The 13,324-nt window shown below is 78.3% G+C and carries 11 protein-coding genes and 1 pseudogene; 9 read left to right on the top strand and 3 right to left on the bottom strand.

The features are described 5' to 3' along the window. Positions 1–53 precede the first annotated feature (53 nt). The 6 genes from EDC03_RS15910 to manA all read left to right on the top strand — a co-directional run bounded on the left by EDC03_RS15910 (position 54) and on the right by manA (position 7,564). Positions 54–1,112, top strand: coding sequence for a right-handed parallel beta-helix repeat-containing protein (locus EDC03_RS15910; RefSeq protein ID WP_123381253.1), 1,059 nt, complete (start codon positions 54–56; stop codon positions 1,110–1,112). A gap of 208 nt (positions 1,113–1,320) precedes the next feature. Further along, complete coding sequence (locus tag EDC03_RS15915; RefSeq protein ID WP_123381254.1) at positions 1,321–2,028, top strand: hypothetical protein; 708 nt, start codon at positions 1,321–1,323, stop codon at positions 2,026–2,028. Positions 2,029–2,172: 144 nt separating this feature from the next. After that, positions 2,173–3,186 carry a dTDP-glucose 4,6-dehydratase gene (rfbB, locus tag EDC03_RS15920; protein WP_123381255.1) on the top strand — a complete coding sequence of 338 codons (1,014 nt, stop codon included), beginning with the start codon at positions 2,173–2,175 and terminating at the stop codon, positions 3,184–3,186. Between the two features lie 75 nt (positions 3,187–3,261). Continuing rightward, positions 3,262–4,905, top strand: a complete 1,644-nt coding sequence (locus EDC03_RS15925) for a DUF1800 domain-containing protein (protein ID WP_123381256.1) — start codon at positions 3,262–3,264, stop codon at positions 4,903–4,905. 8 nt (positions 4,906–4,913) lie between these two features. Continuing rightward, positions 4,914–6,302, top strand: coding sequence for a DUF1501 domain-containing protein (locus EDC03_RS15930; protein ID WP_241967224.1), 1,389 nt, complete (start codon positions 4,914–4,916; stop codon positions 6,300–6,302). Between the two features lie 83 nt (positions 6,303–6,385). Next, positions 6,386–7,564, top strand: coding sequence for a mannose-6-phosphate isomerase, class I (gene manA / locus EDC03_RS15935; RefSeq protein ID WP_123381257.1), 1,179 nt, complete (start codon positions 6,386–6,388; stop codon positions 7,562–7,564). 146 nt (positions 7,565–7,710) lie between these two features. Here the strand turns inward: manA and EDC03_RS15940 are convergent, their stop codons facing one another. Beyond that, on the bottom strand, positions 7,711–8,505 hold the full coding sequence (locus EDC03_RS15940) for a TIGR03089 family protein (protein ID WP_123381258.1): 795 nt from the start codon (positions 8,503–8,505) through the stop codon (positions 7,711–7,713). Between the two features lie 162 nt (positions 8,506–8,667). On the opposite strand from EDC03_RS15940, the gene EDC03_RS15945 reads away from it, so the two are divergent. Both EDC03_RS15945 and EDC03_RS15950 read left to right on the top strand, forming a co-directional pair. After that, positions 8,668–9,720, top strand: a complete 1,053-nt coding sequence (locus EDC03_RS15945; protein WP_199720328.1) for a DNA-3-methyladenine glycosylase family protein — start codon at positions 8,668–8,670, stop codon at positions 9,718–9,720. Between the two features lie 63 nt (positions 9,721–9,783). Then, complete coding sequence (locus tag EDC03_RS15950; protein WP_123381259.1) at positions 9,784–10,194, top strand: VOC family protein; 411 nt, start codon at positions 9,784–9,786, stop codon at positions 10,192–10,194. Here the strand turns inward: EDC03_RS15950 and cofE are convergent. Further along, positions 10,164–11,390: a coenzyme F420-0:L-glutamate ligase gene (gene cofE / locus EDC03_RS17950; protein WP_199720329.1), complete on the bottom strand. Its 1,227-nt coding sequence runs from the start codon at positions 11,388–11,390 to the stop codon at positions 10,164–10,166. The genes EDC03_RS15950 and cofE overlap by 31 nt on opposite strands. Then, entirely contained in the window at positions 11,387–12,511 is a 1,125-nt protein-coding gene (gene cofD / locus EDC03_RS15960) for a 2-phospho-L-lactate transferase (RefSeq protein ID WP_123381260.1), read from the bottom strand. Before cofD ends, cofE begins: the two co-directional genes overlap by 4 nt. A 573-nt stretch (positions 12,512–13,084) precedes the next feature. Here cofD and EDC03_RS15965 point away from each other — a divergent pair. Beyond that, positions 13,085–13,294 (top strand): annotated as a pseudogene (locus EDC03_RS15965) (WhiB family transcriptional regulator); the annotation flags it as partial. Positions 13,295–13,324 lie beyond the last annotated feature (30 nt).

The following is a 13,324-nucleotide window of genomic DNA, read 5'->3' on the forward strand; positions in this document are numbered from 1 at the left end:
CCGGGGGGCACGGCCCGATGCACGGGCAACCGCACACCTCCCGAGGAGCCTCCATGCCCGCCCGTCGCCGTCCCCTGCGCCATGCCCTCGTGGCCCTGCTCGCCGTCGCCGCGGCCGTGGCCCCCCTCGCCCCGGCCTCGGCCGAGGACGGCTACCCGGCCCGCACCTACACGGCCGGGGCGGGGGACGACATGCGGCGCGCCTTCGAGGCGCTCCGGCCGGGCGACACCCTCCTGCTCGAGCCGGGGACGTACGACATCGGCTACATCCGGCCGGTCGTCGCGCGGGGCACGTCGAGGGCCCCCATCACGGTCAAGCCCCAGGTGTGGGCGTCCCCGCCCGTCCTCGTCGGTGGCATCGAGCTGAAGAGCCCCGACTTCTGGAGCCTCCAGCGGCTGCGCGTCAAGGCGGCGGCGGACCGCGCCCCGGCCCTCCACGTGCACGGCGGCACCGGGTGGCGCGTCACCGGCGGCGAGTTCTGGGGGGCCCGGGACACCGAGGCCTACGCCAACGTCGCCATCGACGGCGGCGGCGGGTACCCCCGCGCGTTCACGTTCTCCCAGAACTGCGTCCACGACGCCGCGACGACCCAGCGCGCCAAGACCGACCACAACATCTACGTGAAGTTCCACGGCGCCGCCGGCTCGGGCGGCGTCATCAGCCAGAACACGATCGTCGGCCACCCCAACGGCGCCGGCATCAAGCTCGGCGACGGCGGCGAGACCAACGCCCCGGGCCCGTGGGGGGTGACGGTGTCCGGCAACACCATCGTCGACGGCGGCCGCCAGGTGCTCATGAGCCACGACGTCCGCGGCAACACGGTGACGGGCAACCTCCTCGGCCGCTCGCGCGAGCCCTTCACGGCCACGGACCGCCGCACGACCGGCCTCTACGCGCTCATGGTCGGCGGCACCGGCAACGTCGTCGGCAACAACTACGTCTTCGGCGCCGACATGGCCCTTCGCGACCCGTACGGCAAGGTCCGGGTCGCCGGCGACATGGCGGTGCGCCCCGACGCGCAGCTCACGGGCCGCGGCTGCTCCGTGCAGCCCGGCTACTGGAAGGCCCGCTACTACGGCCGCACGAGCACGGGCGTCTACCCGCGCTGGTGACCACGGGGCGTCGCGCCGCCGGGCTCCCCGGCGGCGCGCGCCACCCGGTCGGCGCAGGGGACCGTCACGGTCCGGTCACGGGCGGGACGCCGGGCGCCGCGCCGTCGTAGCGTCCGGCTGCCACCGCGCCGAGGACCCGCGGACGGCGTCCGCGGGCACCGCCCCGGGCGAGAGGTGGCCACCCCCCCGAGACCTCCGGAGGTCCACCGTGCGCTCGACGCCGCGCCGTGCCGTCACCGCCCTGCTCGCCGCCGCCCTGGGGGCCGCCGGCCTCGTGACCGCGGCGGTCCCCGCCTCGGCCGCCCCGGTCGCCGCGGCCGCCGCCCCGTGCAGCGTCACCACCGGCGGGCCCGCCCGCGTGAGCATCGACCGGGCCGAGCAGCTCGTGCCGGTCACGCTCCGCACGACGTGCGTCGGCCTGACCTACGCCAACGTGTTCGTCGTCGACCCCCGCGGCGACGACATCGACCTGGCCGAGTACGACCCCGCGACCGACGGGGCCGTCTACCCGCTCGCGATCTTCGGCGACGACCTGCCCGGCACCTACCGCACCGACGAGCTCTTCGTGGAGCCCGAGAGCACCGAGGTGACGGCCACCTACGGCCGCACCGTCGCCAAGTTCGGCTCCAAGGCCGGGCTGACCGCGGCCCGGAGCGGCTCCTCGGTCACCCTCACCGCCTGCGCCTCCTACTACAACGGCCGCCGCGACGCCTTCGTCCCGTGGTCGGCGCACAAGGTGACGCTGCAGAAGCTGGGCGCCGACGGCCGCACCTGGGAGTTCGTCCGCACGGTCGGCACCAACGCCCGCGGCTGCGCGGTCCACACGGTGCAGTCCGCCGCGGCGGGCACCTACCGCGCCACGACGTACGAGACCTACCAGATCTTCTCCCGCACGTCCCCGTCCGTCCGGGCCTGACCCGCTCGTCCCGCCGACGCCCCGTCGCCCCGCCCCGCGCGGTGCGGCGGGGCGTCGTCGCGCCCGGCCCGCGGCGCCCGCTGCCGTAGGGTCCTGGGCGCCTCATCAGCCCCACGCCCGCCCCGAGCCCCCGCGAGGACACCCATGCGTCTGCTCGTCACCGGAGGCGCCGGCTTCATCGGCGCCAACTTCGTCCACCTCACGGTGCGCGAGCACCCCGACGTCGAGGTGACCGTCCTCGACGCCCTCACCTACGCCGGGGACCGCGCATCGCTCGCCGACGTGGCCGACCGGATCACCTTCGTCGAGGGCGACGTCGCCGACGCGGAGCTCGTCGGCCGGCTCGTGGCCGGCAGCGACGCCGTCGTGCACTTCGCCGCCGAGAGCCACAACGACAACTCCCTCAGCGACCCGAGCCCCTTCCTGCGGACCAACCTGCTCGGCACGTACGCCCTGCTGGAGGCCGTCCGGGCGCACGACGTCCGCTACCACCACATCTCCACCGACGAGGTGTACGGGGACCTCGAGCTCGACGACCCCGCCCGCTTCACCGAGAGCACCCCGTACAACCCCTCGAGCCCCTACAGCTCCACGAAGGCCGGCAGCGACCTCCTCGTGCGCGCGTGGGCCCGCTCCTTCGGCGTCCGGGCCACGATCTCCAACTGCTCCAACAACTACGGGCCCTACCAGCACGTCGAGAAGTTCATCCCCCGGCAGATCACCAACCTCGTGGACGGCGTGCGGCCCAAGCTCTACGGCGCGGGCGAGAACGTCCGCGACTGGATCCACGTCGAGGACCACAACACCGCCGTCTGGGACATCCTCGAGCGCGGCCGGCTGGGGGAGACCTACCTCATCGGCGCCGACGGCGAGCTGAGCAACAAGCGCGTCGTGGAGCTCGTCCTCGGCGCCTTCGGCCGCCCCGCCGACGACTACGACCACGTCACCGACCGGGCCGGCCACGACCTCCGCTACGCCATCGACTCCACCAAGCTCCGCACCGAGCTCGGGTGGGCGCCGCGCTACACGACCTTCGAGGAGGGCCTCGCCGCGACGGTCGACTGGTACCGCCGCCACGAGGGGTGGTGGCGCCCGCGCAAGGCCGAGACCGAGGCGCGGTACACGGCGAGCGGCCAGCAGGTGCTCGCGCGCGGCTGACGCCGCGGGCCCCCGGTCGGGTGACGGCGCCCGGCCGGGGTCAAGCGCCCCTCCCGCGGTCTCGATGACCGTGGTATGCCGCTGCTGACCGGACGACGCCTCCCGGCCCCCCGCACCTCGGCCGCCGCGGCGGGCGCCGTCGCGCCCCCCGTCTGCGTCCCCGGCGAGCCCGTCGTCCTCGTGCCGCCGGTACCGGTGCCCACGCCGGTCCCCACGCCGGTCCCCACGCCCGTCCCGACGCCCACGCCGACCCCCACGCCGTCGGGGCCGGCGCCCGACCCTGTCGCCGTCGAGCGCGCCGCGGTGCTCCACCTCTTGCGCCGCGCGACCTTCGGCCCGACGCCCGGCCTCGTCGACGAGGTGGCCCGGACCGGCCGTGCCGCCTGGGTCGACGCCCAGCTCGCGCCGTCGCTCCTCGACGACGACGCCGTCGAGACGTACGTGCGCCGGCTCCCCGACGCGCTGCGGAGCGCCGACGACTGCTGGACCGGCGCCATCCCGAAGTACTCCTGGAACAGCATGTTCGACCAAGGGCGCGCGACGCTGGCCCGCCAGGCGTGGAGCCGCCGCCAGCTCCTCGAGGTCGTCGTCGACGTCATGGCCGACCACCTCCACGTCGCCAGCCCGTCGGACGACGTCTGGTACTGCCGCGCCGACTACGACGCCACGGTCCTGCGACCGCACGCCCTGGGACGCTTCGAGGACCTCCTCCTCGCCGCGGCGCAGCACCCGGCGATGCTCTGGTACCTCGACAACGCCCGGAGCTCGAAGGGCAAGGTCAACGAGAACTACGGCCGCGAGCTGCTCGAGCTCCACACCGTGGGCGTCGAGGCGGGGTACACCGAGACCGAGGTCAAGGCCTGCGCGCGGCTCATGACCGGCCTGACGGTCGACCGGAGGACCGGTCGCGGCACCTACGACCCGAAGCAGCACGACACCGGGGCCGTCAGCGTCCTCGGGTGGAGCTGCCCCGCCCACACGGCCGAGGAGGGCCGGGAGCTCCAGCTCTCCTTCCTGCGGCACCTCGCGTCCCACCCCGCCACCGCCCGTCGGGTCGTCACCAAGCTGGCCCGCCGCCTCGTCGGCGACACGCCTCCCGCCGCGCTCGTCGAGCGGGTCGCGGGCGTCTACCTGGCCCGCGGCACCGCGCTCGGGCCCGTCGTCCGGGAGCTGCTCCTCGCGCCCGACGCGCTGGCGGCGGCGACGCCGAAGGTCAAGCGCCCGCGCGAGGACGCGCTCTCGACCGTCCGGGCGCTCGGCGTGGCCCCCGACCCGAGCGGGACCAAGGGCGTCGAGGCCCTCTACTGGAACATCCGCGGCCGCGGTCACGCCCCCGCCGACTGGGCGCCGCCCAACGGCTTCCCCGACGTCGGCGCCGCGTGGCAGTCCGCCTCCGCGACGCTGGCCTCGTGGGACCAGCACCTGGAGCTGGCGCACGGGTGGTGGCCCAAGGGGCCGGTCTACCCGACGGCCGACCAGCTGCTGCCCACCCCGCGGCCCGCGACCTACGGCGCCCTCGTCGACGCCCTGGCCCTGCGCCTGCTCTCCGCCCCGCTGCCCGCCGCCCAGCGCGCCGCCGTCGTCGCCTTCACCGGCCGCGAGGCGTCCGCCGCCCTGCGCACCGACAAGACCGGTGCCGTCGTCGACGAGTGGGTCGGCTGGCGGCTCGGCTCCCTCGTCTGCTGCGTCCTCGACAGCCCCTCCTTCGCGACCCGGTGAGGAACCCCGTGCCCAGCGCCCCGACCTCCGCCCGCCCGTCCCTGCGCGACCTCCTGCCCGGCCAGCGCCGGCATGCCGGTGCCGCCGGCCCGTCCGCGGCCCGCTGCGGCTGCGACGAGGGGCGCCGGGCGGGCGTCAGCCGCCGCAGCGTCCTCGGCGGTGCGCTCGCCGGCGCCGTCGCCCTCACCGCCGGCGACGCCGCCACGCAGGTCGCCTTCGCCGAGCCCGGCTACGCGGGCGACACGCTCGTCGTCCTCTCGCTGCGCGGCGGCCTCGACGGGCTGACGGCCGTCGCGCCGGTGGGCGACCCGGACTACTACCGGCTGCGGCCCGGCATCGCCGTGCCCGCGTCCGTCGCGCTGCAGCTCGACGGCGTCCTCGGCCTCCACCCCGCGCTCGCGCCGCTCGTGGACCTCTACCGCCGGGGCAGCCTCGCCGTCCTCCACGCCGTGGGCATGACGCAGGCCAACCGGTCCCACTTCTCGGCGATGGAGGAGATGGAGCGCGCGGCCCCCGGGACGACGCTGCGCACCGGCTGGCTCGACCGGATGGTCGGCGGCACCGGCAGCGGCTCCGTCTTCTCGGCGGTGCAGGCCGGCCGCAGCATGGCGGCCGCGAGCCTGCGCGGGCCGAGCCCCGAGCTCGCGTTCGGCCGGCTCGAGGGGCTCGCCCTACGGGCCATGAACAACGAGAAGGACCGGCGCGCGACGGCCCTGCGCGCCATGCTCGCCGGCGCCGACCCGCTCGTGGCGCAGCCGGCCACGACGGCTCTCGACGCCGTCGACCGGGCCGGGGCGCTCGTGGCGGCGCGGACGGCCACCGCGGACGCCGCGGCGCAGGCCGCGAAGGGCGGCACGCCGGTCGCGTCCCCGCCGGTCGTCTACCCGACGTCCGACCTCGGGCAGTCGCTGCGGGACGTCGCCACGCTCGTCAAGGGCGGCACCGGCGTGCGGGCCGCGGCCGTCGACGTCGGCGACTGGGACATGCACGTCGGCATGGGCGCGGCCACGGACACCGCGGGCTGGATGTACGGCAAGCTCGCCGACCTCGCGGCGTCCCTCGTGGCCTTCGCCGCGGACCTCGGACCGCACCTGGACCGGGTCTGCCTCGTGACGCTGTCGGAGTTCGGCCGCACGGCGAGCCAGAACGGCTCGGGCGGCACCGACCACGGCTACGGCAACGCGGCGCTCGTCCTCGGCGGCGGCGTGGTCGGCGGCCGGGTGCACGGGACGTGGCCGACCCTCGCGCCGACGGCGCGGGTGGGCGGCGACCTGGCCGTGACGACCGACTACCGCGCGCTGCTGGCCGAGGCGCTCGTCAAGCGCTGCGGGCTGTCGCCCTCCACCGTCTTCCCGGGCCAGGTGACCCCCACCGAGGGCGTCTTCCGGCGGCGCTGAGGCGACGTCGGGGCGGGAGGGCGCGCCACCCGTCCGCCGCACGGCGGCGTGCGGCGCACGACCCGGTCGTTAGCCTCGCGCGGGTGGAGCTGCTGAACGGCGTCGTCCGGGACTACGCGTGGGGGTCGCGCACCGCGATCCCCGCCCTGCTGGGGCTCGAGGCCGACGGCGGGCCGCAGGCCGAGCTGTGGCTCGGGGCGCACCCCGGGGCACCGGCCGTGGCGGGCGACGAGCCCCTCGACGCGCTCGTCGAGAGGGACCCCGCCGGCCTCCTCGGCGCGCGCGTCCGGGAGCGCTTCGGCGACCGGCTGCCCTTCCTCCTCAAGGTGCTCGCCGCGGAGCAGCCCCTGTCGGTCCAGGTGCACCCCAGCGAGGAGCAGGCGCGCGAGGGCTTCGCCCGCGAGGACGCCGAGGGGGTGCCGCGCGACGCGGCGCACCGGAGCTACAAGGACCCGCACCACAAGCCCGAGATGGTCGTGGCCCTGACGCCCTTCGAGGCGCTGTGCGGGTTCCGCGACCCCGCCGTGTCACGGGCGGCGCTGCAGCGCCTCGACGTGCCCGCGCTGGCGCCGCTCCTCGACGTCCTCGACGACCCGGACCCCGAGGCCGCGCTGCGCGGCGCGCTCGCCCTGCTGCTCGGCGGGGAGGCCGACCTCGAGGCGATGGTCGAGGACGCCACCGCGGCGTGCGGCGACGTCGACCCGGACGCCGGCGACGTCGACCCCGACCGCCGGACCGTCGCCGAGCTGGCCGCGCACTTCCCGGGCGACCCCGGGGTCCTCGTGGCGCTGCTGCTGCACCGCGTCCGGCTCGAGCCGGGGGAGGCGGTCTGGCTGCCCGCCGGCAACGTCCACGCCTACCTGCACGGCACGAGCGTCGAGCTCATGGCCGCCTCGGACAACGTCCTGCGGGGCGGCCTCACGCCCAAGCACGTCGACGTCGCCGAGCTCCGGCGGGTCGTCGACCACCGCCCCGTGCCCGTGCCCCGCGTCGTGCCCGTCGAGCGCGCCGGCGCCCGCGTCTGGCGGCCGGGCCCCGACGAGCTCGAGCTGTGGCAGCTGCACCCGGACGGCGGCGCCCCCGTCGACGGCCCCGCCGACGGTCCCCGCGTCGTCCTGTGCACCGAGGGCCGGGTGGACCTCGCGACGGACGGCGGCGCGCTGCGCCTCGCCCGCGGCGGGGCGGCGCTCGTCCGCGACGACGACGGCCCCCTCCGCGTCGGCGGCGAGGGCGTCGTCTGGGTGGCGGCCGTCCCCGCCTGACGCGCGGCCGCGGGGGGCCGCCCGTCGTCCGGCGCGGTCTTGGGTACCGCGATGTGCGGCCGTGTCGCGGACGGTGACGCGCCCTCGACCGCGATGTGCGGCCGTGCCGCGGACGGGGGAGCGCCGTGCGGCGCGGCGCGGTCGGGTCAGGTGTGGGCGGTGGCCTGCTCCTGCGCGGCGAGGTCGTCGAGGGCCCCCGGCCGGGCGGCGACGTCCGGGTGGACCAGCACGACGGAGCCGTCGAGGTGCAGCGCCCCGAGGACGAGGTCGGGGGCGAGGTCCTCGGCCGGGCCGAGGACCCGGTCGCCGGCCACGAGCCCGCTGATGCCGGCGAGGGAGTCCCCGAGCTCGACGACCGATCGGTCCTGGAGCTGCTCGTCGGCGTCGAGGACGTCGTCGTGCCCCGCCACCTCGGCGTTGTAGTCGAGGGCGCCCGCGGGGCCGCCCTCGACGGCGCGCGAGAGGGCCGCGAGGTCGACGACGACGACGCGGCCGGCCGGCCCGACGGGTCCGTCGGGCGTCGTCACGAGGACGGCCGGGGGCGCGGGCTCGAGGTCGTCGAGCTCGTCGGGCTCGGAGAGGGACTCCTCGGGCCACGTCGGGTCGGCGCCGACGGACCAGGCGGCCAGCGCGAGGACGACGGTGCGCCAGTGCTGCGGGAGGGCGAGGTGGACCTCGTCGCCCGGCTCGACGTCGCAGTCCTCGACGAGGAGGTGCGCCGACTTGGACACCCAGTTGGCCAGCACCCGCGCCGAGAGCTCCACGCGCTCGCCGTCCGTGCCGTACCAGGTGACGCGCGGGCGGCCCGGGTCCGCCTCGACGAGGGCGTCCAGGAGCGTGGGGACGTCGCGGGCGCGCGCGACGGCCGGGGGCACCCGGTGGTCGGTCCCGTGGTCGGCCGGCACGGGGGACCGGTCGGGGGCGGGCTGGACGTCGGGCACGGTGACCTCCGCGGGGACGGGGCGGGCGGGACGGCGGGGGACGGGACGGGCGGCGGCGCGCGGGCCCCGGCGACGGCACGCGGCTGCGGCGGCGCCCGATCACCCTAGGCGGCGGCGCGGTGGCGCTCGACCGGCGTCGGACCCCCGGTGCACACTGCCGACGTGCCCCTCGCCGAGACCGCCGCCGTGCCGGAGGTCGCCGTCGCGCCGCCCGCGGCCCCGGCGGTCGTCCCGGCGGCCCGGCCCGGCGTCGCCGTCCCCGGGGACGGCCTCGCGCGGACGTGGCGGCCCGGCCGCGAGGTCGACGTCACGGCGGTGCTCGCGCCGCTGCGCCGGGGGGCGCAGGACCCGGCGGTCCGCCGCGGCCCCGGCGCCGAGCACTGGTGGGCCACGCGGACGCCGGCCGGCACGGCGCTGCTGCACCTGCGGCCGCGGCCGCTCGACGGCGTCGTCCTCGCCCGGGCGTGGGGCGAGGGGGCGGAGCACGTCCTCGACGGCGTCCCCGACCTGCTGGGCGAGGCGGACGACCCCGCGGGCTTCGAGCCGCTGCCCCACCACCACCGCCTCGTCGAGGCGGCGCGTCGCCACCGCGGCTGGCGGGTGCCCCGCACGCGGGCGGTGCTCGAGGCGCTCGCCGGCGCGGCGGTCGAGCAGGTCGTCACCGGTGTGGAGGCGCACCGCGGGTGGCGCCGCCTGCTCCAGGTGGCGGGGGAGCCGGCGCCGGGCGCCCCGGCGGCCCCCGGCGGCCCGGCCGCGGGCATGCGCGTCCCGCCCACGGCGGCGGCCTGGCGCACGCTGCCCAGCTGGGAGTGGCTGCAGGCGGGCGTCGAGCAGCGGCGCTCGCGGGTCGTCCAGGTGGCGGCACGCTCCGCCGGCGGCCTCGAGCGCACGCTGGCCCTCCCGCGCGGCGAGGTCGAGCGCGCCCTCCGCAGCCTGCCGGGCGTCGGCGTCTGGACCGCGGCCGAGGTGCGCCACCGCGCGCACGGCGACGGCGACGCCTTCTCCTTCGCCGACTACCACGTGGCCAAGGACGTCACCTGGGCCCTGGTGGGTGAGGCCCTCGACGACGACGCGTGCGCCGAGCTGCTGGAGCCGTACCGGGGGCACCGCTACCGGGTGCAGCGGCTCCTCGAGCTGTCCGGCGCCCGGCGGCCGCGCCGGGGCCCGCGGATGACGCTGCCGACGCACACGCCCGCCACCGCGCGCGGGCGCTGAGGGCGGCCGCCCCCCGTCCGACGGGCGCCCCCGACGCCGTCGCGGCGCGGGTAGCGTCCCGGCGTGGTCGCGCCGACGCCGTACCTCCACCTCCCCGGCACCGCCCGTGACGCGCTGGGCACCTACGCCCGCGTCTTCGGCGGCCGGGCGGTGCTCCACACCTACGGGGACTTCGGGCGGGACGACGGCCCGCCCGACCTCGTCGCGCACGGCGAGCTCGTCGACGGGCCGGTCGCCCTCTTCGCCGCGGACGTCACCGGCGAGGCCCCCGCGGCGGGGGGCCTCGTGCTCGCCCTGCTCGGGACGGCGGAGCCGGCGACGCTGCACCGCTGGTTCGACGGCCTGGCCGAGGGCGGCGTCGTCGTCTCCCCCCTGCAGCGCCGTCCCTGGGGCGCCAGCGACGGCCGCGTCGACGACCCCTTCGGCGTCGCCTGGCTCGTCGGCTACGAGGGGGACGGGCCCGCGGGCGCCTGAGCGTCCCGGACCTCGACCTCCGGGGCGGCGGGGCCGCCCGGCCCGGTGACGACGACGTCGAGCGCGGCGTCCGCGCGGTCGCCCGGGGCCGCGTCGCCGGGCCGGACCTCGGCGGCGAGGGCCTCGGCCCACAGGGCCAGCCGGACGCGCTCGGCGAGCGCGCCGACGGCCACCGCGGCGCCCCGCACGACGACGACCTCCTCGGCCACCGCGGCGGTGGCCCCCGCGGGCGCCCCCGGACCGGTGGCGACGGCGACCGCCCGGCGCAGCCGCCCCGCCGTCGTGTCCGCGGCCGGGTCGACGGGCGGGGCCTCCACGGCCCCGGGCGGCGAGCCGAGCGCCGCACGGACGGCCTCGACGTGGCCGTGGGCGAACCAGTCCGACGGCCCGGTCCGTGTGCAGGCGCCCGCCCCTGCGCCGTCCTCCCCGCCCACGGCAACGCCGCCGACGACCGGCGGGCGGCCGCCGTCGGAGCCTCCACCTGAGGTCGAGGGTGTGCCGGCGGCGAGCAGGGGACGGCCGAGGCCGCGCACGAGCGCCGCCGGGAGGCCGGCGGCCTTGCCCTTGACGAGGTCGGCCAGCGCGGCCACCTCGTCGGCGACGGCGCGGACCGTCACCTCGAGCGGGCGCCCGAAGCGGTCGGCCTCGCCGCGGACGTCGTCGAGGGCCGGCATGCCGGCCACGCCGAGCGCGACGTCGGCGACGCCGACCCGCCACGGCCGCCCGCTCGTGTCGGAGACGACGACGGCGGGGGAGCGGCCGGTCAGCTCGGCCACGCGCGCCCGCAGCCGCCGGGCGGAGCCGTCGGGGTCGGCCGGCAGCAGGAGGACCGTGCCGGGCTCGACGTCCGAGGCGTCGACGCCGGCGGCCGCGAGGACGGGACCGCTGCGGGACTGCACGACGCGGGTCGTCCCCCCGCCGGGGAGCGACCGCTCCGCGACGACGCGGACCGTCTGGGCGTCGACGGCGGCGGCCCGCCCGGTGGCGCGGACCGAGCGGCCCTCGGCCTTGGCGACGACCTTGCTCGCGACGACGAGGACGTCGTCGTCCTCCAGGCGCAGCCCGGCGCGGGCGACGGCGTCGACGAGCAGCGCGCCGAGGTCGTGCCCGGCGCGCACCTCGGGGACGCCCGGCAGGGCGACGGCGCGCAGGGCGAAGCCGTCGGGCGCGGGCCCGGGGCGGGCGCCCGCGCTCACGCCACCATCCCCGCGTGCGCAGCGGGGGCCGCCGTGGGCCTCGACCTCCGGCGGACGTCGAGGTCCGCGTCGGCCGCGAGGTCGGCGGCGAGGTCGAGCGCGGCGCGGGCGATCCGGGCGGCGTCGTCGCGGGTCGTCATGAGCAGCGGCTCCGCGCGGACGACGGCGCCCGGCAGCGCCGGGCCGTCCCCGTGCTCGTCGCCCGGGGCGACGAGCCAGCCGTCGAGGAGGTCGGCGTAGAGGGCGGCGACGTCGCGCGCCGTCGCGGGGACGCCGACGGCGCGCAGGCACGCGTCGGCGTGGCCGCGCACGGGCCGGCCGCCGACGAGCGGGGAGACGCCGACGACCGGGGCGGGGGTCCGTCGCAGCGCGTCCCGCAGCCCGGGCACGGCGAGCACGGCGCCGAGGGAGACGACCGGGTTGCTCGGCGGGAGGAGGACGACGTCGGCCGTCGCGACGGCCTCGAGGACCCCGGGCGCGGGACGTGCCGCCGCGGCCCCGGCGACCACCACGGCCCGGGGGAGCGGGCGGGCGCCGTGGCGGACCCACCACTCCTGGAAGTGCAGCGCGTGGGTGCCGGGCGGGGCGTCGAGCCCGGCGGCCAGCGGCGAGCGGACGGACGCCGCGTCGAGCGGGGCCTCCGCGGCGTCGACGAGGACGTGGGTCTCGGCGCGGTCGTCCGTCGCGGGCAGCAGGCGGACGCCGAGGTCGGCGAGCCCCCACCGCGCCGCGAGCGCCGTCGTCACCTCGCCGAGGGGGACGCCGTCGGCGAGCATCCGGGTCCGCAGGACGTGCGTGGCCGTGTCGCGGTCGCCGAGGGCGAACCACTGCGGGGGCAGGCCCAGGGCGGCGTCGTGCGCGGCGAGCTCGCCGGCCGTCGTGAAGGTCTCGCCCTCGCGGCCCCAGCCGCGCGCCTCGTCGGCGCCGCCGCCGAGGGTGTACGTGACGCTGTCGAGGTCCGGGCAGACCCGCAGCCCGCGCAGTGTGACGTCGTCGGCGGTGTTGCCGACCACGGTCACCTCGGTCGTGGCCCCGGGCTCGCCGGTCGGGGGGAGGGCGTCGAGCAGCCCGCGCAGGAAGCGCGCCCCGCCGACGCCGCCGGACAGGGCGGTGATGCGCATGGACCCATCCTCGCCCGGTCCGCGGCGCGGTCCGCACGCCGGAGGAGATCCGGCACCTCCCTGTCACGGGCGTCACGCTGCGCAGTCGCCGCGGACGCTGCGTCGCACGAGCGCTCGTGTGACGCATGTGACTGACGTGACGCAAGTGCTTCTCCACTACACCGGCACGGCTTGACGGGGCTCGCACGACACGCGTGTAATTCGGTCACGCCGCGGGGCTCCCCCGAGGTGGCCAGGGCACCCGGCGGCCCGCCCCAGACCGAGGAGGTGGTCTCCGTGACGGAGACGACGCACGCACGGCATCCCCGCCTCGGCACCGGCCGCGGCCACGAGCCCGGCCCGGTCCGCGAGCACCGGCCCACCGACCTCCTGGCCCGCCGGGCCGCCGAGCTCGACGTCGTCGTCGGCCCCTGGCCCGCCGCGGCGCCGCACGAGCAGGCCCTCGAGGAGCGGCCCGCCGTCCCCGCGGCGCGCGCCCCCCGTCCCGACGAGGACGCCGGTCGCCGCCCCGGCACCGACGGGCTCGCCGGCCTCGTCGGGCTCGAGGAGGAGGGCGACGAGGGCCTCCTCGGCTGGCAGGAGCGCGCCCTGTGCGCGCAGACCGACCCCGAGGCGTTCTTCCCCGAGAAGGGCGGCTCCACCCGCGAGGCCAAGAAGGTCTGCGTCTCCTGCGACGTCCGCGCCGAGTGCCTCGAGTACGCGCTCCTGCACGACGAGCGCTTCGGCATCTGGGGCGGCCTCTCCGAGCGCGAGCGCCGCAAGCTCAAGAAGCGCGCGGGCTGAGCGCGCACCCTCGGCGGGCCGTCGCGGTGG

The sequence above is a fragment of the Pseudokineococcus lusitanus genome (assembly GCF_003751265.1).
GTDB classification, from domain to species: Bacteria; Actinomycetota; Actinomycetes; order Actinomycetales; family Quadrisphaeraceae; genus Pseudokineococcus; species Pseudokineococcus lusitanus.

Coding starts and splice junctions, on each gene's coding strand:
- EDC03_RS15925 (WP_123381256.1), top strand. CDS start 3,262: ATGCCGCTGCTGACCGGACGACGCCTCCCGGCCCCCCGCACCTCGGCC.
- cofD (WP_123381260.1), bottom strand. CDS start 12,511: ATGCGCATCACCGCCCTGTCCGGCGGCGTCGGCGGGGCGCGCTTCCTG.
- rfbB (WP_123381255.1), top strand. CDS start 2,173: ATGCGTCTGCTCGTCACCGGAGGCGCCGGCTTCATCGGCGCCAACTTC.
- EDC03_RS15910 (WP_123381253.1), top strand. CDS start 54: ATGCCCGCCCGTCGCCGTCCCCTGCGCCATGCCCTCGTGGCCCTGCTC.